The following is a 21076-nucleotide window of genomic DNA, read 5'->3' as shown; positions in this document are numbered from 1 at the left end:
TCAATGCCTCCCGCCTGAAAGCACGTGTGCGCGCACACGCCGCACGATGTCGCGCAAGGCGCGGTCGAGCAGATTCTGCGCGGCGGCCGCATAGTGCGGCGCGTCGTTCGTCGTCACGGCTTGCCATTGATCGAATCGCCAATGCGCCACGATACCCCGCGGCTCGTCGCCTGCGAGTTGGCACGTCAGCTCCAGCCGCACCACGCCGCGCGTGCCGTCGATGTCGTGCTCCAGCCGGCCCAGTTCGCAATGCAGGGCCCAGGCGGGCGGCGCCAGGCGGACATTCGTCTCCACCGCGCTGACCCAGGGCTGCCGCGACAGGGTCTGCGCGATGGCCGCGCCGATGAGCTGGGCGGGGGGCGCGAGCCAACGGCTGTCCCGGTAAGGCATCAGCGCCAGGCCTGGCCGCACCGGGCTTTGCGCGCCCTCGCCCGGCGAAGCGCCGCCAGCATTCGGCGCGCCGTCGCCGGCCCCCTCGCTGTAGAGCATGGCGGAGCTTCCCAGCCCCGGCGCCGCGGCGACAGGCAGCAGGTGAATGACGACGGATCGCGGCGACCGTTCTGCCGGCCTGGCCTCGGCCGCGACCGGCTGCAAGCGATAGACCTGCTGCGCCCTCTGGCTGGCCGTCGGCAAGGAACAGCCGGCACCGCACAATGCCAAAACGAGCGCGGACGTCCGCACGAAAATATTCATCGGTGTTCTCCGGGTCCGGGGGGCGGCTGGGGCACGCCGTAAAGCAATTGGCTCGGATTGCCCTTGAGGCTTCGGACCAGGTCCGTGAGCTGGCTGCTGAGCCGCTGCAGGTTGTCGGTGAGCCTGTCGAAACCCGGCAGGGTGCGGCTCTGCAACTGATCCAGGGCCTGCGTTCCGGTGGCACCCAGCTTGGCCGCACCCTCCCCGGCCTGACGCCAGCTCTTCGCCGCCGCGTCCATCTCACCCAGGGTGTCCTGCAGATGCACCGTGGTGTCGCTGAGCCGCGCGATCAGCTTCTCGCCGCGGGTGCTCAACTGCTGGCCTTGGGCGCCCAGCGCCGCGAGCTCCTGGCTGGATTGGCGCAAGGCCACCAGGGTCTGCGCGATATCTTGCCGATGGGCGGCGAGTGTCCCCGTGATCTGTTCCGCGTGCATCAGGGTTCGGCTCAGCGCCTGCAGATTTTCATGGCTCAGCAGCATGTCCAGCCGGGTGGCGATTTTCGACAGCATCAGCGTGGCATCGCTCAGGCCGCCCTCCAGGCGCGAGAACACCGACGGCGCGTAGCGTATGACCGGATAGGGCTGGCCGGGGGCCGTGCTCAGCGGCTGGGGCGACGCGCCGCCCGTGAGGTTGATCACCGACAGCCCGGTCACACCCTGCGGAATGAGCTGCGCGACGGTGTCGGCGCGCACCGGCACGGTCTTGTCGATGTCGACGCGGATGCGGATGAGGGTGGGGTTGGCCGGGTCGATTTCGATGGAATCCACCCGCCCCACACTCACGCCGCGATACAGCACGTTGCTGCTATCCCTCAAGCCGTTGACGTTGTCGGTGGCGTAGATGAGGTAAGGCGTGGTGTTCTGCTGCCGCCCACCCACCGCCAGCCAATAGACCGTGGCCGACAGCAGCAGGCACAGCAGCAGGATGAAAACGCCGACCGCCGTGTAATTGACTTTCGATTCCATCATTCCACCTTCGAGCGGCGTTTCGTCTTGTTCATGATGTCCCCTTGATCTGCGTGGCGTGCGCCTGCTGCGCAAAGACCAGCGAACGCCCCTGCCGGAAATAAGCCGCGAGTTCGGGTTCGTCCCGCTGCGCCAATTCGGCCGCCGTTCCCAGCGCCAGCACCTTCTTGCGCGCGAGAAAGGCCACCATGTCGCTGCCGTGCCAGATCGAGTCGAGGTCGTGCGTGGCCTGCAGGATGGTCAGCCCCAGCAACTCGCGCAACTCGCGCACGAGATCGTCGAACGCGGCGGCGCCGATAGGATCCAGCCCCGAGGTCGGCTCGTCCAGCACCAGAAGTTCGGGGTCGAGCGCCAGCGCGCGAGCCAGCGCAGCGCGCTTGACCATGCCACCGGAAAGCTCCGCCGGATACTTGTGCGCGGCATCCGCCGGCAAGCCGGCCAAACGGATTTTCAGCATGCCGATGTCGGCCAGGAGCGCGCGCTCCACCGCGCCGTGCTCGCGCAGCGGCAGCAACACATTCTCCAGCACCGTGAGCCCGGTGAACAAGGCCCCGCCCTGGAACAGCACGCCGATGCGCTGGCGCAGGCGCTCGCGCACCGGCCCATGCGCCGCGCGCGCGTCCTGCCCGAACAAGGCGAGTCGGCCCGCCTGCGGCTCGCGCAGCAGGATGAGCGTGCGCAGCAGCACGGTCTTGCCGGTGCCGGAACCGCCGACCAGGGCCATGATGCAGCCGCGCGGAACACGCAGGTCGAGGCCGTCGTGCACGACCACGTCGCCGAAGCGGTTGACGATACCGCGCGCATCGATCACGTCGCTTGCGTCGGCATGGCCTTGCAACCCGGCCCGGCTCGCTTCGACGCGCTCGCGCCGATGCCCCGTCGTCGCGCTCATAGCCCGAGCAGGTTGTAGAGAATGGAAAACCCGGCGTCGATCACGATCACCAGGAAGATGGCCTGCACCACGCTGACCGTGGTGGCGCGGCCTACCGCCGCGGCGCTGCCGGACACGCGCATGCCCTGCATGCAGCCCACCAGCGCGATGATCGCGGCGAACACCGGCGCCTTCACCAGCCCCAGCGCCAGGGTCTGGGCCGTGACAACCTGCGGAATGCGGCTGATGTATTCGCTCCAGGGCACGCCATAGCCCATCGACGCCACCACGCCGCCGCCCGCCAGCCCCATCACATCGGCGAACAGCGACAGCAGCGGCAGGGTGATGACCAGCGCCAGGACCTTGGGAAACACCAGCACGTCGAAGGGCGACAGGCCCAGCGCGCGCAGGGCGTCGATCTCCTCGGTGATGCGCATGGTGCCGAGCTGTGCGGTATACGAGGAACCGGTGCGCCCCGCCACGAGGATGGCGGCAAGCAGCGGCCCGAGTTCGCGCAAGGTGATGATGGCCACCAGGTTCACGATCAGGATGTTGGCGCCGTAGGTCGCCAGTGTGGCGCCGCCCTGGTAGGCCATGACCATGCCGATCAGGAAGGACAGCAGGCCGATGATGCCAAGGGCGCGAATGCCCGCCGCGTCGATTTCGGCCACCACCTCGCGCCAGCGGATGCGCCAGAATCTGGCCAGCAGCGGAAGCCCGCGCCAGCCCAGTTCCCCGACGAAGGCGAGGAATTCGCGCCCCTCGCGCCAAGCCGCGACGCCGGCGCGGCCGAGGTCGCCGAGCAGGCCGGCATGCGCCTGGGGCGGACGCCGCGGCGCTTGCGCCATGCGTTCGCGCACGAGGTCGAGCAACTGGTTCTGCGGCGCCGCCAGCCCGGCACGATCGATCTCCACGCCAGCCTCGATCCACACCTGCAGACTGCGCGCCAGCACCAGCGCACCGGCGGTGTCGAGCTGCCAGTCGCTCGCGCTCAGGCGCAGCGTCTTGCACCCGGCGGGAAGCTGCAGGCGCGGTGCCGGGTCCAGGCCCTGGACGGTCCAATTCCCCGCCAACTGCAAATGCCCGACACCCGGCGCGTCGCCGTCGGCCAGCCACTGTACGCGGGCGGACTGCGTCTCGGTCGGTGAGGCTGAGTCTGGCATGGTGTCCCGCACGTGAGTTCGGCAAGATGCCGCGCGGCCGCTCTCAGCCTTGCGCTGCGGGCGTGGCGTGCAGCACCTCGTCGAGCGTGGTGCTGCCTTCGGCCACTTTCATCGCACCGGCCAGGCGCAGCGGCCGCATGCCGTCCTTGACCGCCTGCTGGCGCAAGGCGTCCAAGGGCGCGTTGGCCGCCACCAGGGCGCGCATGGCCGGGCTCAACACCAAGAGTTCGTACAGGCCGATACGACCCAGGTAGCCGGTGTTGCGGCACTCCAGGCAGCCCATCGGCTTGAACGGCACGACCCGCGTGCTGGGTTTCCAGGGCGCCACCGCCTGTTCGAACGTGGCCTGGTCAAAGGCGTCGTCAGGCTGCTTGCAATGCGGGCAAAGCGTGCGCACCAGGCGCTGCGCCAGCACGCCGAGCAGCGTGGCGCTCACCAGATAGGGCGCCACGCCCAACTCCAGCAGACGCGCGATGCTGCCCGGGGCGTCGTTGGTGTGCAGGGTGGACAGCACAAGGTGGCCGGTGAGCGCGGCCTGTACCGCCATGTCGGCGGTCTCGCGATCGCGGATCTCGCCCACCATGATGATGTCAGGGTCCTGGCGCATCAGCGCCCGCAGGCCCTCGGCGAAACCGATGTCGATGCCGGCCTGCACCTGCATCTGGTTGAAGGCCGGCTCGACCATCTCGATGGGGTCTTCCACCGTGCATACGTTCACCTCGTCGGTGGCCAGGCGCTTGAGCGTGGAGTACAGCGTGGTGGTCTTGCCGCTTCCCGTCGGCCCCGTGACCAGCACGATGCCGTGCGGCCGGCTGGTGAGTTCTTTCCAGCGCGCGGCCTCGGTCGCCGGGAAGCCGAGCGCGGCCATGTCGCGCACCACGACGTCGGGGTCGAAGATGCGCATCACCAGTTTCTCGCCAAAGGCCGTCGGCAGGGTGGACAGACGCAGTTCCACCTCGTCGCCGGCTGGCCGGCGCGTCTTGATGCGCCCGTCCTGCGGGCGGCGCTTTTCCACCACGTCCATCCGCCCCAGCAGCTTGATGCGGCTGGTCATCGCGTTCAACACCGAGGGCGGCACCTGGTAGACGGTCTGCAGCACGCCGTCGATGCGAAAGCGGATCACGCCCAGTTCGCGCCGGGGTTCGAGATGAATGTCCGAGGCGCGCTGCTCGAAGGCATACTGCCACAGCCAGTCCACCACCTGCACCACGCCGGCGTCGTTGGCGTCCAGCGCGCGGCCGCTCTTGCCCAGTTCGACCAGTTGCTCGAACTGGTTGACCCCGGTCATGCCGGATGCGGCGCCGTTCTTCTGCGCCTGACGCACCGAACGCGCAAGGTTGAAGAACTCGGTGGTATAGCGCGCGATGTCCACCGGGTTGGCCACGACCAGATGGATGGGTCGGCGCAGCATGCGCTCGAGCTCCGCCTTCCAGGACAGGTCGAAGGGCTCGGCCGTGGCGATGGTCACACCATCCGCGTCGGCGGCGACCGGCAGAATGCGATGACGCTCCGCGTAGCTCAGCGAGACCAGATCGCCGATCTTGCCGATGTCCACCTTCAGCGGATCGATGCGCAGGTGCGGCAAGGCGGCGCGCTTGGCCAGCCAAGCGGTGAGCGTGTCGAGGTCCAGCATCTTCGCGTCGGCCGGGCGCGTCAGCCCGGCGTTGGCCACCTTGTGCAGGACATGCAGGCGCGCACTGGCGTGACCGCAGCGGTCCAGGCCCTGGCGCAAGCCGGCATCGTCGATCAGGCCATCTTCGTGCAACCAGTGCAGCACATCCCGCCAGTCCAGCGCGCCAGACGTCGGACGCGGCGCCTTCTTGCCCTGCGGCGCGTCAAGGTTCGCTGGAGCGGATCGGGATGCTTGCATGCGGTGAGTGTAGATGCAGCATGTTCCCCGGTGTCAGATCAGGGCGTGGCGCGCGAACACCTCGCGCCACACCTCAAGCTTGCGCGCGAAACTCCATGAAGCATTCGCCGGGCTGGTGGACGGCAGGCGGTAACTGTCGGGAACCAGGCCGGCGGTCAAGCGCATCAAGCGCGCGGACTCGCCCCCGTTGTGCGCGATCGCCCGCAGTTGCGGCAAGCCCGCCACCAGACCGCGCAGATCATTGGGCCGGGCGTCGGTGATCGCCGCGTCCAGACTGCCCTCGCGCTCGCAAGCCGCGTAGACGTCCCAGATGCCCAGTCCGCGCTCGCACACGGCCGCCAGGCGGTCGGCATAGGGCAAGGCCACCAAGTCCATCTCGAACAAGGCCGAGAGCAGCGGCCAGAACTGGTTGCGCGGATGCGCGTAGTACTGCTGCGCCTGCAGCGAGGCCCGGCTCGGGAAACTGCCCAGCACCAGCAGCCGGGTCCATGGCCCCGCCACGGGAGGCAGGCCCTGCAATCGAGGAGGAGGCATGCGAAGCAAAGGCGTCTTCGGGCGCGCTGGAAGGTGATGGGAAACCGCGAGAGAGGCCGCTCAAGCACGGCTGCGCGCCGACCAGCATCGCCAGCCCGGCAGACGGCCGTACACGCCGCCTGCCTATAATTGCAGGTCTTCGCGGGCGTAGTTCAATGGTAGAACTTCTGCTTCCCAAGCAGATAGCGTGGGTTCGATTCCCATCGCCCGCTCCACTTCCCTTCGCAGCGATGACCGGCCAAGCCGGTTTTTTTACGTCGGTCATGCATCCGCCCCCCATCCCCGACCCAGACGGCACCGCCGCGCAAGACCGGCCGCTCACACGCGGCATCCGCAGCTTCGTGCTGCGAACCGGGCGCACCACCACAGGCCAGGCGCGCGCGCTTGCCGAACTGGGCCCGCGTTTCGTGGCGCCTTACGCGCCGGCACCCGCCGACTGGGATGCGCTGTTCGGCCGCCGGGCACCGCGCGTCCTGGAAATCGGATTCGGCATGGGAGAGGCCACGGCGCGGATCGCGCAGGAGCATCCGGACAAGGATTTCATCGGCGTGGAGGTCCATACACCGGGGGTCGGCGCGCTGCTGTTGCGCATCGAAGCCCTGGAGCTGCGCAATCTGCGCATCATCCAGCACGACGCGGTCGAAGTGCTGCGCGACATGGTGGCGCCGGTCTCGCTGGCCGGCCTTCACGTCTACTTTCCGGACCCCTGGCACAAGAAGCGCCATCACAAGCGGCGCCTGATTCAGCCCGGTTTCGCCGATTTGGCGGCCAGCCGCCTTGGCGCCGGCGGCATCCTGCACTGCGCCACGGACTGGGAACCCTACGCCGCACACATGCTGGACGTGCTTTCAAGCCACCCCCTGCTGCGCAATACGGCCGAAAACTATGCGCCGCGGCCGGCCTGGCGCCCCTTGAGCAAGTTCGAGCAGCGCGGCCTGCGCCTGGGCCACGGCGTGTGGGATCTGGTATTCGAGCGGCGCGGCGAGCCGGCCTGAAGCCACGGTTCGTCTACAGGCGCCTCAACTCGCCCATTGCACCCAGCCCATGCGCGCGGTGACCAACACCAGCGCACCGAACGCGAGGCGATACCAGGCAAAAGGCACGAAGCTGTGCCCTCCGACGTAACGCAGCAGCCAACGCACCACCACCAAGGCCGACGCGAAAGACACCCCCATGCCCAGCGCGAACGCCGGCAAGTCGGCCGCGCTGAACAATGCGCGATGCTTGAGCAAGTCATAGCAGGTGGCGGCGAGCAAGGTGGGAATGGCGAGGAAGAATGAAAACTCGGTGGCCGCGATACGGCTGAGGCCGAACAGCATGCCGCCGATGATGGTGGCCCCCGACCTGCTGGTGCCCGGAATCAACGCGAAGCTTTGCGCCAAACCCACCTTCAACGCATCCAGCGGGCGCATCGCATCCACGCTCTCGATGCGAATCCCGCCCGCCCCGCCGGATGGGCGGCGTTCGGCCCACAGGATCACCAATCCGCCGACGATGAAGGCCGCCGCGACGGGAATCGGGGCGAACAGATACTGCTTGATGCGCGAAGCGAACACCAGCCCGAGCATCGCCGCCGGAAGAAAGGCGATTAGCAGATTCAACGCAAAGCGCCATGCGGCGCGGCGCGCCTGCTGCTGCGGCGCGGCCAAGCCCTTCACCACCGCATTCAGACGCCGGCGGTAATGCCAGATGACCGCCAGGATCGCTCCGCTCTGGATCGCGATTTCGAAAACCTTGGCCTTGTCGTTGACCCAGCCCAACAGACTGCCCGCGAGGATGAGATGGCCGGTGGAGGAGATCGGCAGAAATTCGGTCAGTCCCTCGACCAAGCCGAGGATGGCGGCGATGAATGCGGTGTGCGTGTCCATGCGGATTGGCGGCAAAAGTCCGCATTATGGCGGCCCGTGCATGACGCGCCGTCATCGGCGCTCAGAACGCCCCGCTCAGTCCGCCATAGACGCCGAGCGCGGACGTCAAGGTCACGACCCCCAGGACGATCCAGAGATACGCACCGCGCAGGCGGTGTTCCGAAGGCAGGGCCTTCACCGCCAACGCCACGAGAAAACCCAGCACCACGGGCAGCATGAGTGCATTCATGACCTCGACGCCGACGGACAGCGCCACCAAGTCCGGGGCCAGGGCGACGATCAGCGCACCGCCCACCACGCCGATCGTGAACACGATGTAGAACCATGGTGCCTCGAAGGGGTGATATTCGAGGGAATGCTTGTAGCCGGTCACCTCGCCGAACCCCCAGGCCGCGGCGAGCGTCACGACGATGGCTGCCACCATCGCCGCACCCAGAATGCCGAGACCAAACAGGGTGTGCCCCAGGCCCACGCCAAGAAAAGGGGTCAAGGCCTGCGCCACCTGCCCCACGGTATTCAGCGGCGGACTGAGGTGTCCGGACCACAGCGTCGCGGCGGTCAACAGCAAGACCGCGGCCATGACCACCTGGGTCAGGATGGCGCCAAGCGCCGTATCCCAGCGTGCGGCAATATATTGCTCGGGCTGCAGGCCCTTATCCGCCACGGCGGACTGTTGGTAGAACACCATCCACGGCATGATGACGGCGCCGATATTGGCCGCCACCAGATACCAAAAGCCGGTCTCGTGTACCGGGACATGGCTCAGCCCCGCCGCCAACTGATGCATCTGGACCGGCGCCTTCAGCGCCACCCAGACGAAGACCAATTCGAACAAACCCAGCGCAATGGCCACGCGCTCGACGCGGCGGTAGCTGCCCGTCCACACGACGATGAGCAGGAAAGCGGCAGCCAGCGCCAGACTCCAGATTCGCGGCACACCGAACAACTCCCCGACACCGGCCACCCCGGAAAACTCGGTGAGCAAGGCGCCGATGGTGGCCACGGCCAGCCCCGCCACGGAAACCCAGGCCCAGGCCGGGCCAAAGGTTTCACGAATCAGTTCGCCATGCCCCTTGCCGGTGAAAATGCCCAGACGGACCGTGAGTTCCTGCACCACGTACAGGATGGGGATCAGCAGCAATTGCAGGCTCAGCAGCTGGTAGCCCCACTGCGCACCGCTTTGCGCCGCGGTGAGCACACTGCCCACGTCGGTATCGGCCAGCATCACCACCAGACCCGGCCCAAGCACAGCCATGAAAATTTTCCAGCGCACGAGAGGTGGCTGCGTTGGTACAGCGGTGGAGATGCGCAGACTCATAGACGAAGCGTGATATTTTTGCGTGGGCGGAAATTTTGATTAATGATAATCGTTCTTGATTGTGATTGCAGCGCCCTTACCTCCCGTTACCCGAGTCGAGCCGGGTCGCGCGCCGAAGATCACCCGGCCCCAGGCCGACAAGGTTGCGGCGCCGGATATTTTCGACCCCTCTAAAATGACCGTTTTTCAACGGAAACCGGATGCCATGGACTTCGAACGAGCCCGTTTCAACATGATCGAGCAGCAGATCCGCCCCTGGGACGTCTTGGACCAGGACGTGCTGGATCTTCTGGGTGCCGTCAAGCGCGAGGATTTCGTGCCGCCGGCCTATCGCAGCCTGGCTTTCACCGATATGGAAATTCCGCTGGCCTGCGGCGAAATCATGCTCTCGCCCAAGCTGGAAGCACGCATGCTGCAGGAACTGGCCGTGCGCAAACATGAATGGGTGCTCGAGATCGGAACGGGAAGCGGCTATGTCGCGGCGTTGCTCGGGCACCGCGCCGCGCATGTGCTGAGCCTCGAAATCCATCCCGAACTGGCCGAGTCGGCGCAGCAAAAACTGCGTCACGCCGGCGTGACGAATGCCACCGTACGCTGCCTTGATGCGTCCAAGGAACTGCCCGCGGGCGAGTTCGACGCCATCATGCTGTCAGGTTCCGTGGCGCAGATTCCAGATGCCCTGCTGGCCAAGCTCAAGCCGGGAGGCCGGATGTGCGCCATCGTCGGCGATGCGCCGATGATGCGCGCGCAGCTGCTCACGCGCACCAGTGCGCAGGAGTCCACCGCGGTGGACTTGTTCGACACCATGGCCCCGCGGCTGCATGGCTTTCCCGATACACCCCGTTTCCGTTTCTGAGGATCCACACATGATTCAGCAATTGTCCGTGAGCGAACTGTCCGCGCTGCTCGACGAACAACCCGAGCAACTGGCGAACTGGCAGGTCATCGACGTGCGCGAACCCTGGGAGCTGGAGCGCGCCTCGATCAAACACCCCAAGTTCCGGCACACCCACATCCCCATGGCCACCGTCCCGCTGCGCCATCAGGAATTGGACAAGGCCAAGAACATCCTCGTGATGTGCAGGACCGGCGGGCGCAGCATGCAGGTTGCGAACTACTTGGCGCAAAACGGCTTCCCGAGCATCTACAACCTGCAGGGCGGCATCACCGCGTGGTCGCGCGAAATCGATCCGTCGGTTCCCACTTATTGATTGCGCGGTTCGCGCAGCACCGCCCGAATCCGCGCCAAGCGTCGTCCCTGCCGCAATCCGCACGGATTCAGGACGGTGGCATGCCGGGCGGTAGATAACGACCGATCCACGCCGCCTGCGCCTTGGCCGCGCCTCTGTGCTCGGCGCTGAACCGCAGTGCCGCCTGCGCCGCACCGCGGCGGCTCTGCGGATCGTCCAGCCAGGCCAGCAAGCGCGTCCAGACCTCCCGCGCATCGGCCGCCTGCACCATGGCACCGGCGGCGACGCCTTGTTCAACGGCCTGGGCAAAATTGAACACATGCGGCCCCATCACCACGGGGCAGCCCTCGGCACTGGCCTCGATCAGGTTTTGCCCCCCCAGCGGCAACAGGCTGCCGCCGACGAAGGCGGCAAGGGCCATGGCGTAATAAGCCGGCATTTCGCCCAGACTGTCACCGAGCCAGACCTGCGTCTGCGCATCCGCCGGGGCCTCGCTGCGCTTGGTGACGCGCAATCCGCGCGCCTGCAACAGGCGGCCGACTTCCTCCATGCGCTGCGGATGCCGCGGCACCACCACGAGCAAGGCGCGCGGCAGCACATTCTCCGGCATGGCATCGAGCAATAGCGCCTCTTCCGCCACCCCTTGATGCTCGCGGGTCGAGGCTAACAACAGCACAGGGCGCCCTGCCTTGCGCCGCCATTCCTCGCCCAGCGCATGCAGTGCGCCGTTGGAGCCGCGATCGAATTTGATGTTGCCCAGCACGGACACCTCGCGCAAACCCAACTCACGCAAGCGGGCAGCATCGTCCTGCGTCTGCGCCGCCGCTGCGGTGAGGGCGCCGTACGCCGACTGCGCCAGGCTCGGCCAGCGCGTCCAGCGCGTGGAACTTCGAGCCGACAAACGCGCGTTGGCCAACAGCAGCGGCACGCCTTCCCCCGCACAAGCCTGTGCCAAGTTCGGCCAGACTTCCGTTTCCATCAAGACCCCGACGTCGGGCCGCATGCGCCGCAGAAAGCGCCGCAGCGGACCAGGGATGTCGTAAGGCAGCCAGAGTTGCATGTCGCCATCGCGCAGCAAGGCTCGTCCCGCCTCGCGTCCGGTCGCCGTCATGTGCGTGAGCAGCAGGCGCATCCGGGGATGCGCCATGCGCAACGCCTCGACCAGCGGTTCGGCGGCACGGGTCTCGCCGAGCGAGACCGCATGCAGCCACACCGTGGGCAGCGACCGCGCCGGCTCCGCCTGCCTTTGCCCATACCAGCCGAAACGCTCGGCCAGATGGGCGCGATACAGCGGCTCGCGGCGCGAGCGCCAAAGCAGGCGCAACACGGCCATGGGCGCCAGCAAACGCCAGACCCATGTGTAGATGCGCAAAACGCGGGGCCGCACGCGCCGCTCCGAACCGTCAATCGCGGACGACATTGCCGAGCGGCTTCAGGGGCTTTCGCCCAGGCCCATGCCGCAATCGGCGGGAACCGACGCGGGCAATGAGCTGGCTTCGCGCCAGCGCGGTGCGAGCACATCCTCGACGGCCGCGAGCACATCCTGAACCGCGGGCGGGCGCCCGGCGTCACCCAGGCTGCGCCAAGGTCCGGCGGATTGGAATTCGACGCTGTGCGGCGAGGAGCCGGAATAGATCGCCACGGCGGGCGTGCCGACCGCGGCGCCAAGATACAAAAGACCCGTATCCACGCCCACCACCAGATCCGCCGCCGCCAGAACCTGCATCCAGACATCCAGTCCGAACGCTTCCGGCGCAGGCCTTGCGGGGCGATCGACCGCGTCCGACGGATACGCGCCGTTGACCGACGCGGATAGGCGCTCGGCACGTTCGAGCTCGGCAGCGTTGCCCCAGGCAAAGACGCTGGCGATCCCGCGCGTCCACAGCCAACCGGCCAACTGGGTCCAGCAATCTTCCGCCCAGAGCTTGCGCGGCTTGGCGGTCGCCGAAAGCAGCACCGCAAAGGGCCGCGACGCCGCGGCAGGGAGCCAGACCGGCCGCTGGGCCTGGACCTTCAAGCCAAAGCGCGGGGGTCCGGACGGCGTGTAGTCCAACGCCCATGCCGCCAGTTCTCGATAGCGCTGCACGGCGGCCTCGGTTCTGCGCAGCGGGGTCTTCATGCGACGGTCGTAGAACAAAGGCGCCAACGCCTCTCGCGACGAAGCCCAGGACAGACCGATATGCGGGCCGCGCGCCAAGCGGGCGATGACGGCGCTTTTCACCAGACCCTGCAGATCGATGACGGCGTCGAAGGCATGAACGCGCAGGCTGCGGACCAAGTCAGCCCACTGCTGACGGGTTTCGGCCTGCCGCAAATGCTTGCGCCACCGCCGCAGCGCCAGCGGAATCACGCGCTCGACCCCTGGGTGCGCTTGCACCAGGGGCGCGTAGGCCTCTTCAACCAACCAGTCGATCCGGGCCTCCGGATATGCGGCATGGATGTCCGCGACCACCGGCAGGGCATGGACGATATCGCCCATCGAGCTGGTCTTGACCAGCAGCACGCGCATCACCGGGTGACTCAGAACGGAAGCTTCAGTGCCGGATCGAGCGCATGCAGCGCAGCGCGGAACTCGCCCTGGATGCGCGCCAGAGCCTCGGCATTTTGGCCTTCGAAGCGCAAGACCACGCATGGCGTGGTGTTCGACGCGCGCGCCAGTCCGAAGCCATCCGGGTATTCGGCGCGCACGCCATCCATGGTGTGCAGCTGCACCGCTCCTGGGAACTTCGCCTCGCGCTGCAGACGCTCGCACAACGCGAAGTTCGCCCCCTCGGCGGTATCGAGCTTGAGCTCGGGAGTCGATACGGAATCCGGCAAGGCCATCAGGTGCGACTCCGGATCGTCGACGCGCGAGAGCAGTTCCAGCATGCGCGCAGCACCGTACTGGGCATCGTCGAAGCCATACCAGCGGTCCTTGAAAAAGATGTGCCCGCTCATCTCGCCCGCCAGCGGCGCATCCACCTCCTTCATGCGTGCCTTGATGAGCGAATGCCCGGTGCGCCACATCATGGGTTCGCCGCCGTGCTTGCGAATCCAGGGACCGAGGTTGGCTGTGCACTTCACGTCGAAGATGATGGGCGCTCCGGGATGGCGGGTGAGCACGTCGGCCACGTAGAGCATCAGTTGACGATCCGGCCAGATGACATGGCCATGCTTGGTGACCACGCCCAGCCTGTCACCGTCGCCGTCGAAGGCCAGGCCGATTTCGGCATCGGTGTCACGCAACGCGCGCTTGAGGTCTTCCAGATTGTGCGGGTCGGCTGGATCGGGATGATGATTCGGAAAGCTGCCGTCGACCTCGCAGAACAGTTCGACGACCTCGCAACCCAGCATGCGCATCAGTCGCGGTGCGAACGCCCCGGCCACGCCGTTGCCACAATCCACCACCACCTTCATCGGGCGGGCGAGCTTGACATCCTCGACGATGCGCCGCAGGTAGGCCTCCACCACGCTGTCCTCGCGCAAGCTGCCGGCCCCGCTTGCATACCGCTCGGAGAGGGTGATGTCGCGCAAGCGGGTGATGCCCTCTCCGTGCAGGGCATCGCCACCCAGCACCATTTTCAGACCGTTGTAATCGGGAGGGTTGTGGCTACCGGTGATCTGGATGCCATTGGGCACGTCGCTGGTCGCGCAGGCGTAGTACAGCATGGGGGTGGCATTCATGCCCAGATCGATCACGTCCAGGCCGCCAGCCCGAAGGCCCGTGATGAGCGCGCGCCCAAGCGCCGCACCCGAAAGACGGCCATCGCGACTGACGTAGACCGCACGCTGCCCCTGCTCCCGCGCCAGCGTGGCATAGGCGCGGCCGATGTGCTCGCAGGCAGGCTCCGTCAGGTTGCGTCCGACGATGCCGCGAATGTCGTAAGCCTTGAACAATGTGGGATCGAGTTGAGCCATGTGCTTGTTCCGGGAATGGGTGATGCGTTGAACGGGCATGCGCGGCCGCAAAAAACCGACAAAGACTGTCTGCAGCAGGACGGTCGCGCATGCTTCGGGAAATCCCCAGCTATTCTAGGAAGCTATGACGACCTACCTGATCGGAGACCTGCAAGGCTGCGACGACGCCTTCACTCGCCTGCTCGACACCATGGGCTTCGATGCGGCGCACGACCGCCTCATCGTGCTGGGCGACGCCGTCAACCGAGGTCCTGGCTCACTGCCGGTACTCCGCCGGCTCATGGCGCTGGGCAAAGCCGCCGAATGCCTGCTCGGCAACCATGACCTGCACCTCCTCGCCGTCGCCCAGGGCATACGCAAGGCTCATCGCAGCGATACCCTGGACACCATACTCCAGGCACCCGATCGCGATGCCCTGCTGGACTGGGTGCGACACCGTCCGCTCGCCCTCTTCGAGCAAGGCTGGTTGCTTGTTCATGCCGGCGTCCTTCCGCAATGGTCCGGCGAGCAAACCCTGGAGCTCGCACGCGAGGTGCAAACGCAATTGCGAGGAAACAACCTCACCGGGTTTTTGCGTGACGTGTTCGGCAACCAGCCCGACCGTTGGCACGACGCCCTGCAGGGGCCTGAACGCTGGCGCATCGTCATCAACGCCTTGACACGCATGCGCTACATCGACGTCAGCCCCGGCGGCGCGGGACGCATCGACTTTCATGTCAAGCAGGAAGCCGACCGGGCGCCGGCCGGACTCGTTCCATGGTTTGCGGTGCGCGAACGCCGAACTGCGGAGATCCCCATCGCTTTCGGCCACTGGTCCACTCTCGGCTTGCATTGGGCATTCAACACGCTGTGCCTGGACAGCGGCTGCCTCTGGGGCGGGAGCCTGACCGGCGTCCCATTGCCTGCCCCCGCGCAAGACTGGATCGACGTCCACAGCGTCCCATGCCCCCGCCAACTCGAACCCATGCTGGGGTGAGCCCGGGCGCCGAATCCACGCCGCAGGCCCGCCCCTCGCGGGACAAGACTGGCTCTAGGAAGTTGTCCGAGCAACGTGTATAATTTTTCGTTTGTTTGATCGAACTAGGTGGAGTGCTCCATGGCACGAGTCTGTCAAGTAACCGGCAAAGCGCCGATGGTGGGCAACAATGTTTCCCACGCCAACAACAAAACCAAGCGTCGCTTCCTGCCCAACCTGCAATACCGCAGGATCTGGGTCGAAAGCGAGAATCGCTTCGTCCGTCTGCGCATCTCGAATGCCGCCCTGCGACTCATCGACAAGATCGGGATCGACACGGTGCTGGCCGACCTGCGCGCCCGTGGCGAAGTTTGAGCACTGAACAGGACAGGAGCTAGAGACCATGGCCAAGGGCGGACGTGAAAAGATCAAGCTGGAATCCACTGCGGGAACCGGCCACTTCTACACCACCACGAAGAACAAGCGCATCCAACCGGAAAAGATGGAAATCATGAAGTTCGATCCGGTTGCGCGCAAGCACGTCGCATACAAGGAAGGCAAGATCAAGTAAGGTTTTCTCCTGCTTGGTTTGACTTCCAATAAAAAGAGGCCTGCCGTCCATGGACGGCGGGCCTCTTTTTATTGATGCCTCAGCTTGAACCCGATGCACCCTGGCCCGCTCCATCAAGCACGGGCAAGGCCATAAAAAAGCCAGCTTGCGCTGGCTTTTTTACTCGACGCGAAAACTCGAGTCGAATTGCTTACTTGCTGGCTGCGCTGGCGGGAGCAGATGCAGCAGCAGGCGCCGAGGCGGCCGCGGGAGCGGAAGCCGGCTTGGATGCAGCAGCGGCCGGAGCCGAAGCCGGGGCAGCAGCGGAAGCAGGAGCCGAAGCGGCAGGAGCTGCTTCTTCTTTCTTACCGCAAGCGGCCAGGGCCAGGGCAGCAATCATGGAAGCCAACAGAAGGGACTTTTTCATTTGTATCCTCAAAGCGTCAGGCGAATCAAACAGTCAATAGAAATCGGTGGATTCCGGGATTAATTTCAATGTTGAACCTGCATGCCACATGGGCAATGTCGAGTTCAGATGGAAAGTATAACGCTAGCCAGGGCTTCCCCTAGTACATCCGGCCGGTCCGCAACATAATGTTGCGCAAAATTCACAAGCCCAGAGCTTGTGCAGGGAACCCTGGCTCCGATTGCTGCCACACCTGATCGAACAGGCCCACGGCCGCATGCAGCCTCGCTCCGGAGCACCACGAACCCAGACGGAATGCCTGGCTTGGCAGAGCAAGCAGGCCTCGATTGCGCAACAGCAAACATTCTTGAGGCGCTGCAAATTCCTCAGGCAGCACGTGGCAGACGACGAGATGCGCAAAGCGTGTGCGCCACTGCGCAAATCGCGGCGCGTCCCGCTGAACGACGTCGAAGTGCCGCGCCAGCATGCGTACGCAAGGTTGGCGCCGGGCCTGCCCCCAGGCATCGAGGGCGGCGATGACATCAGCCTGGTTCAGCGGCCAATCCGAGAAATCGGGGCTGTACATGCTGATGACCGCGCCGGGGGCGCCCAGCAATTCCTTGATGGCCTGCTGCCAAGCCATGCGGCCACGGATCTCCTGGCCATCCCCATCGCCCTGCGAGCCGAATTCGTTCATGCGTCATTCCCCTCGACATCGGCGTGCAGCCAGCCCTGTGCGCACCATTGCAGCAACAGCGCCCGCTCATGCGCCGATGCAAGCTTCCAGTCCGCATGACCGAGCGCATGCCGGTCGGCCAGCACGCGCAACCATTTCGAGCGCGCCAGCCCTGCCTCGACGCGCTCGCCGTTGATGTAGACGTCCGTCGCCGAATAGAGCATGCGGCTGCGCCGGTCCAGGCGCACGCCGCGACGCGCACAGATGCGGTCAAGTTGCGTCGGTTTTTGTTGTGACGGCTCGAACCAGACCTGCTGCTTCGGCTCCGTGAGAAGTTCACCGAGAGCCACTTCAAAATCGCGCGCAGCGGGCTTCAAGCGATTGAAAGCGGTGTGCAGGAACTGCACCATGTCGCCAGGCAGACGCGCCGGATGCCTCGCGCAAGCAGGATCGATGCGGCCCCGATCGCTATACCGCGCACCTTGCTCCAGCCCATCGGCCAATTTCCAGAGCAGTTGCTGCAGGAGTTCGCCGGCGGGAGGCGCGCGAAACCCGATGGAATAGGTCATGCATGGGCCAAGTGCAACGCCGTCGTGCCCCCACCCCGGTGGCAAGTAGAGCATGTCGCCGGGGTTCAGCACCCACTCCGTATCCGGCTCGAAATCCACCAACAGCTTCAGCGGCTGCTCGGGTTGAAAGCATGGTCTTTTCACCGGACCGATGCGCCACCGGCGCTGCCCCTCGGCCTGCAGCAGGAACACGTCGTAAGCGTCCACATGCGGGCCCACGCCGCCGCCGTCACTGGCCCACGAAATCATCACGTCATCCAGCCGCGCGTCCGGAATGAAGCGGAACCGCTCCAGAAGTGCCGCCACCGCGTCATCGAGCAGATTCACCCCCTGAACCAAGAGCGTCCAGTCCGGTTGGCGCAGGGGCGGCAGTTGGCGCCTGCCGAACGGGCCGTGGCGCAAGAACCAATGCTCGTCCTTGCGTTGCACGAGGCGCGACTCGGCATCCTCGCTTCCCGCCCATCTAAACAATTCGGTCCGGGTCAACAACGGTTTGAAACCTGGAATCGCCTGGCGCAGCAGCAAGGGCTTGCGCTGCCAATATCGCTCCAGGAAGTGGGCGTGGCTGATGCCCGGCAAAGGCCAGTCCGGAGTGTCGATGTTTGACTTCATGCCATGGAGCGGGAAGGTGGGAACGCGGACACGCATGCAAGGCTCGTGATACCGGGCGCTGCTGCATGGCCGAGCCGAAAAAATTGCAGCCGAGTTTAGCTTGGGCGCACAGCAGGCGCTAAGCTTGCAAAGTGGGAAGTGGCCCGCATCCGTGACCTGGCTACGGGGCACTTCGTCTTTATCGTATTCATCCCTCGCGAACCTTTTTTATGCAAGCCGCTCTCGATACCGTCGTGACCCTGGCCTGGCAATTGACCGACGCCCAGAACGAACCCATCGCCGACGACGCGGAGGGCTCGGATTTTTACGTCGGCGGTGCGGATCTCCTGCCCCAGATCTCGCAGCATCTGCTCGGCAAGCAAGCCGGCGCGAGCGGACAGCTGCAGATCGAGCCGCATGACGCCTTCGGCGATTACGAACCGACGCTGCTGCGGATCGAGGATCGCGCGCTGTTTCCCGAGGTGCTGGAGCCCGGCATGCAGTTCGAGCACCTGCCGCCGGGATGCCGGCCGGGCGAGTCCGGCGTCATCTACACCGTGAGCGACATCGCCGAGGGCAAGGTGGTGCTCGACGGCAACCACCCGCTCGCGGGCATGGCGCTGCGTGTGTCCTACACCATCCTCGACGTGCGAGAACCGGACCCCGACGAACGCGAGGCGCAAAGCGCCCATCTCGACGACGTGGACAGCGGCATGTTCCTGGCCGGAATGCCGCGCAACGTGACGTAGGCGTCAGGGTCGCGCGCGCTGCGCGCGGCGCCTGGCCCACTGCAGGCGGATGGACCAGTTCCACCCCACCCGAACGAGCAGATACCCCAGCACGGCAAGGCAAAGGCCCAACAGGGGAAGGCCGACAAGCAGGGGCTCGCCAAGGCCCATCGCCCAGTGCACCAGCGCCTTGGTGGAGTCGACCAGATGCCCCCAATCGAATCGAGGAAGGGGGCCGAGCTTGGCACGCCCGTTCATGCCGGTGGCCCAGCTCCCGAGCTGGTAAGCCATCAGATACAGCGGCACGATGGTCAGCGGGTTTGAGTACAGCGTGGTGGCCAGCGCGACGGGAAAATTGCAGCGCAGGATCACGGCAAGAATACCCGCGCCCAGCATCTGCAGCGGGCCGGGAATCAGCCCTGCGAACAGCCCGACGGCGAAGCCCAGGGCCACGCTGCGCCGATGCAGGCTCCACAGCGCGGGATGCGCCAGGTAGCGAGCGAACGGACGCAGCGCCGCATGTTCGCGCATGGCGTCGAAACGCGCCGTCATGCGGCGGGCCAAGTGGCGCACCATCGTGCTGAATCAGCCCCGGCCGGTGGAGCCGAAACCGCCTTCGCCACGATGGCTCGGCGTGAAGGATTCGACCACCGTCCACTGCGCCTGCATCACAGGAACGATGACCAGTTGCGCGATGCGCTCGAGGGGCTGCACCGCATAGGCCTGCGTGCCACGGTTCCAGCAGCTCACCATCAAGGGCCCTTGATAGTCGGAGTCGATCAGCCCGACCAGATTGCCCAACACAATGCCATGCTTGTGTCCCAGCCCCGAGCGCGGCAGGATGAGGGCCGCGTAGCCTGGGTCGGCGACGTGGATGGACAGGCCCGTGGGAATCAGTTCGGCCTGCCCCGGTTGCAGGGTCAGTGGGGCATCCAGGCAGGCGCGCAGGTCCATGCCGGCGGCGCCGGGTGTGGCGTAGGCCGGAAGCTGCTCGCGCAGGCGTTGGTCGAGCAGGCGAACTTCGATCGGAAGGGTCATGATTGATCGTTGGGTAAACGCGCGGCGATTTCATGCAGGATGCGCCGCGCAAGCGCGAGCTTGTCCATGCGCGGCAATTCGGTCATGCCGTTCGCGTCGATGAGCACGCAGGCGTTGTCGTCACGGCCGAAGGCTTGCGGTCCGATGTTGCCGATCAGCATGGGCACGCCCTTGCGCAGGCGCTTGGCCTGGGCATTGGCGGCGAGGTTGTCCGTCTCGGCGGCAAAGCCCACGCAGTAAGGCGCATCGGCACGGGCAGCCACTTCGGCCAGGATGTCCGGGTTGGTATCGAGGTACAGCACAGGCGGGGGCTCGCCGGACTGCTTTTTCAGTTTGCCGGGCTGCGCCGCCGCCGGCCGCCAATCCGCCACTGCGGCGGCGGCAATGAAAACGTCGACGCCCGGCAGCGCGGCTTGCACGGCTTCACGCATCTGCCGTGCCGTTTCGACACCGACCCAACGCACCCCATAGGGTTCGTCCAACGCGGTGGGCCCTGCGACGAGCTGGACCTCGGCGCCACGCTCCCAGGCCGCGCGCGCCAGAGCCCAGCCCATTTTCCCGCTGGAGCGGTTGGTGAGGCCGCGCACAGCGTCCCAGGGCTCGAAGGTCGGCCCGGCGGTGATGAGCACCTTGCGGCCCGCCAGGTCCTTGGGCTGGAACAGCGCGTCGATCTCGATGGCGATGTCCTCGGGCTCGATCATGCGCCCCTCGCCCACCTCGCCGCAGGCCTGCTCGCCGCGGGCCGGCCCCGCGATGCGCACACCGTCGGCGCGCAGGCGTGCCACATTGCGCTGCACCGCCGGATTGGCCCACATCTCGCGATTCATCGCCGGCGCCAGCAGGGTTGGAACGTCGCCGCGCGCCAGCATGAGCGTGGACAGCAAATCGCCGCCCAGTCCCAGCGCGGCCTTGCCGATGAAATCGGCGCTGGCCGGGGCAATGACCAGCGCATGCGCGGCCCGCACGAGGTCGATATGGTCCATGCCATTGGCGACAAGCGGCTGCCACGGATCGACGGCCACAGCCCGGCCCGACAGCGCCTGGAACGACATGGGCGCGACGAAGCGGGTGGCCGCCTCCGTCATCACGACCTGGACCGTATGCCCCGCCTTCACCAGTTGCCGCGTCAGCTCGCAAGCCTTGTAGGCGGCCACGCCGCCGGTGACGCCGAGCAGGATATGGCGAGGTTTCATA

24 protein-coding genes and 1 tRNA gene are annotated in these 21076 nt (G+C 66.1%); 8 read left to right on the top strand and 17 right to left on the bottom strand.

Annotated features, from left to right (window positions below):
- Genes THIARS_RS09455 through THIARS_RS09430 form a run of 6 tightly spaced genes read right to left on the bottom strand, consistent with a single transcriptional unit; the run spans nt 1 to nt 6096 of the window.
- Nucleotides 1-693, bottom strand: coding sequence for an ABC-type transport auxiliary lipoprotein family protein (locus tag THIARS_RS09455; protein WP_094160492.1), 693 nt, complete (start codon nt 691-693; stop codon nt 1-3).
- Nucleotides 690-1658, bottom strand: coding sequence for an MlaD family protein (locus THIARS_RS09450; protein WP_094160745.1), 969 nt, complete (start codon nt 1656-1658; stop codon nt 690-692). The genes THIARS_RS09455 and THIARS_RS09450 overlap by 4 nt, the downstream gene beginning before the upstream one ends.
- Nucleotides 1659-1689: 31 nt before the next feature.
- The gene (locus tag THIARS_RS09445; RefSeq protein WP_094160491.1) at nt 1690-2550 is read right to left on the bottom strand and encodes an ABC transporter ATP-binding protein; all 861 of its coding nucleotides are present in this window, start codon (nt 2548-2550) and stop codon (nt 1690-1692) included.
- Complete coding sequence (locus THIARS_RS09440; RefSeq protein WP_094160490.1) at nt 2547-3692, bottom strand: MlaE family lipid ABC transporter permease subunit; 1146 nt, start codon at nt 3690-3692, stop codon at nt 2547-2549. The genes THIARS_RS09445 and THIARS_RS09440 overlap by 4 nt, the downstream gene beginning before the upstream one ends.
- Before the next feature lie 43 nt (nt 3693-3735).
- Nucleotides 3736-5562 carry a type IV pilus assembly ATPase TfpB gene (gene tfpB / locus THIARS_RS09435; RefSeq protein ID WP_094160489.1) on the bottom strand — a complete coding sequence of 609 codons (1827 nt, stop codon included), beginning with the start codon at nt 5560-5562 and terminating at the stop codon, nt 3736-3738.
- 33 nt (nt 5563-5595) lie between these two features.
- On the bottom strand, nt 5596-6096 hold the full coding sequence (locus THIARS_RS09430) for a DNA-deoxyinosine glycosylase (RefSeq protein WP_094160488.1): 501 nt from the start codon (nt 6094-6096) through the stop codon (nt 5596-5598).
- Nucleotides 6097-6237: 141 nt separating this feature from the next.
- Between THIARS_RS09430 and THIARS_RS09425 the strand changes: the two genes are divergently transcribed.
- Both THIARS_RS09425 and trmB read left to right on the top strand, forming a co-directional pair.
- A tRNA-Gly gene (locus THIARS_RS09425) sits at nt 6238-6311 on the top strand.
- Nucleotides 6312-6359: 48 nt separating this feature from the next.
- On the top strand, nt 6360-7091 hold the full coding sequence (gene trmB / locus THIARS_RS09420; RefSeq protein WP_094160744.1) for a tRNA (guanosine(46)-N7)-methyltransferase TrmB: 732 nt from the start codon (nt 6360-6362) through the stop codon (nt 7089-7091).
- 24 nt (nt 7092-7115) lie between these two features.
- Here trmB and THIARS_RS09415 read toward each other — a convergent pair whose 3' ends face one another.
- Nucleotides 7116-7964 carry an undecaprenyl-diphosphate phosphatase gene (locus THIARS_RS09415; RefSeq protein ID WP_094160487.1) on the bottom strand — a complete coding sequence of 283 codons (849 nt, stop codon included), beginning with the start codon at nt 7962-7964 and terminating at the stop codon, nt 7116-7118.
- A 61-nt stretch (nt 7965-8025) separates the two neighbouring features.
- Nucleotides 8026-9219: an NRAMP family divalent metal transporter gene (locus THIARS_RS09410; RefSeq protein ID WP_245845711.1), complete on the bottom strand. Its 1194-nt coding sequence runs from the start codon at nt 9217-9219 to the stop codon at nt 8026-8028.
- Nucleotides 9220-9487: 268 nt separating this feature from the next.
- On the opposite strand from THIARS_RS09410, the gene THIARS_RS09405 reads away from it, so the two are divergent.
- Complete coding sequence (locus tag THIARS_RS09405) at nt 9488-10138, top strand: protein-L-isoaspartate O-methyltransferase family protein (RefSeq protein ID WP_094160743.1); 651 nt, start codon at nt 9488-9490, stop codon at nt 10136-10138.
- A 10-nt stretch (nt 10139-10148) separates the two neighbouring features.
- Nucleotides 10149-10493 carry a rhodanese-like domain-containing protein gene (locus THIARS_RS09400; RefSeq protein WP_094160485.1) on the top strand — a complete coding sequence of 115 codons (345 nt, stop codon included), beginning with the start codon at nt 10149-10151 and terminating at the stop codon, nt 10491-10493.
- Nucleotides 10494-10560: 67 nt separating this feature from the next.
- Here the strand turns inward: THIARS_RS09400 and THIARS_RS09395 are convergent, their stop codons facing one another.
- Genes THIARS_RS09395 through THIARS_RS09385 form a run of 3 tightly spaced genes read right to left on the bottom strand, consistent with a single transcriptional unit; the run spans nt 10561 to nt 14369 of the window.
- Nucleotides 10561-11892 (bottom strand): 3-deoxy-D-manno-octulosonic acid transferase, encoded by a 1332-nt coding sequence (locus THIARS_RS09395; protein ID WP_094160484.1) that lies wholly within the window; start codon nt 11890-11892, stop codon nt 10561-10563.
- 12 nt (nt 11893-11904) lie between these two features.
- Nucleotides 11905-12981, bottom strand: a complete 1077-nt coding sequence (waaC, locus tag THIARS_RS09390; protein WP_094160483.1) for a lipopolysaccharide heptosyltransferase I — start codon at nt 12979-12981, stop codon at nt 11905-11907.
- Between the two features lie 11 nt (nt 12982-12992).
- On the bottom strand, nt 12993-14369 hold the full coding sequence (locus THIARS_RS09385) for a phosphomannomutase/phosphoglucomutase (protein ID WP_094160742.1): 1377 nt from the start codon (nt 14367-14369) through the stop codon (nt 12993-12995).
- Between the two features lie 124 nt (nt 14370-14493).
- On the opposite strand from THIARS_RS09385, the gene THIARS_RS09380 reads away from it, so the two are divergent.
- From THIARS_RS09380 to rpmG, 3 genes are all read left to right on the top strand, one after another.
- Nucleotides 14494-15345 carry a symmetrical bis(5'-nucleosyl)-tetraphosphatase gene (locus THIARS_RS09380; protein ID WP_094160482.1) on the top strand — a complete coding sequence of 284 codons (852 nt, stop codon included), beginning with the start codon at nt 14494-14496 and terminating at the stop codon, nt 15343-15345.
- 120 nt (nt 15346-15465) lie between these two features.
- Nucleotides 15466-15699, top strand: a complete 234-nt coding sequence (gene rpmB / locus THIARS_RS09375; RefSeq protein WP_094160481.1) for a 50S ribosomal protein L28 — start codon at nt 15466-15468, stop codon at nt 15697-15699.
- Nucleotides 15700-15727: 28 nt separating this feature from the next.
- Nucleotides 15728-15895: a 50S ribosomal protein L33 gene (rpmG, locus tag THIARS_RS09370; RefSeq protein ID WP_094160480.1), complete on the top strand. Its 168-nt coding sequence runs from the start codon at nt 15728-15730 to the stop codon at nt 15893-15895.
- Between the two features lie 190 nt (nt 15896-16085).
- Here rpmG and THIARS_RS18935 read toward each other — a convergent pair whose 3' ends face one another.
- The 3 genes from THIARS_RS18935 to THIARS_RS09355 form a co-directional block, all read right to left on the bottom strand.
- Complete coding sequence (locus THIARS_RS18935; protein ID WP_094160479.1) at nt 16086-16301, bottom strand: hypothetical protein; 216 nt, start codon at nt 16299-16301, stop codon at nt 16086-16088.
- Between the two features lie 181 nt (nt 16302-16482).
- Complete coding sequence (locus THIARS_RS09360; protein WP_094160478.1) at nt 16483-16977, bottom strand: DUF7931 domain-containing protein; 495 nt, start codon at nt 16975-16977, stop codon at nt 16483-16485.
- On the bottom strand, nt 16974-18137 hold the full coding sequence (locus THIARS_RS09355; protein ID WP_094160477.1) for a JmjC domain-containing protein: 1164 nt from the start codon (nt 18135-18137) through the stop codon (nt 16974-16976). Before THIARS_RS09355 ends, THIARS_RS09360 begins: the two co-directional genes overlap by 4 nt.
- A 209-nt stretch (nt 18138-18346) precedes the next feature.
- On the opposite strand from THIARS_RS09355, the gene THIARS_RS09350 reads away from it, so the two are divergent.
- Nucleotides 18347-18865 (top strand): FKBP-type peptidyl-prolyl cis-trans isomerase, encoded by a 519-nt coding sequence (locus THIARS_RS09350; protein WP_094160476.1) that lies wholly within the window; start codon nt 18347-18349, stop codon nt 18863-18865.
- 3 nt (nt 18866-18868) lie between these two features.
- Here the strand turns inward: THIARS_RS09350 and THIARS_RS09345 are convergent, their stop codons facing one another.
- Genes THIARS_RS09345 through coaBC form a run of 3 tightly spaced genes read right to left on the bottom strand, consistent with a single transcriptional unit; the run spans nt 18869 to nt 21075 of the window.
- Complete coding sequence (locus THIARS_RS09345) at nt 18869-19420, bottom strand: DUF2062 domain-containing protein (protein WP_094160475.1); 552 nt, start codon at nt 19418-19420, stop codon at nt 18869-18871.
- A gap of 9 nt (nt 19421-19429) precedes the next feature.
- Nucleotides 19430-19882 (bottom strand): dUTP diphosphatase, encoded by a 453-nt coding sequence (dut, locus tag THIARS_RS09340; RefSeq protein WP_186436619.1) that lies wholly within the window; start codon nt 19880-19882, stop codon nt 19430-19432.
- Nucleotides 19879-21075 (bottom strand): bifunctional phosphopantothenoylcysteine decarboxylase/phosphopantothenate--cysteine ligase CoaBC, encoded by a 1197-nt coding sequence (coaBC, locus tag THIARS_RS09335; RefSeq protein ID WP_094160474.1) that lies wholly within the window; start codon nt 21073-21075, stop codon nt 19879-19881. The genes dut and coaBC overlap by 4 nt, the downstream gene beginning before the upstream one ends.
- Between the last annotated feature and the right edge of the window lies 1 nt (nt 21076).

It is taken from the genome of Thiomonas delicata, assembly GCF_900088825.1.
Taxonomy (GTDB): Bacteria; Pseudomonadota; Gammaproteobacteria; order Burkholderiales; family Burkholderiaceae_C; genus Thiomonas_A; species Thiomonas_A delicata.
This window is presented reverse-complemented; position numbering and strand designations above follow the sequence as displayed.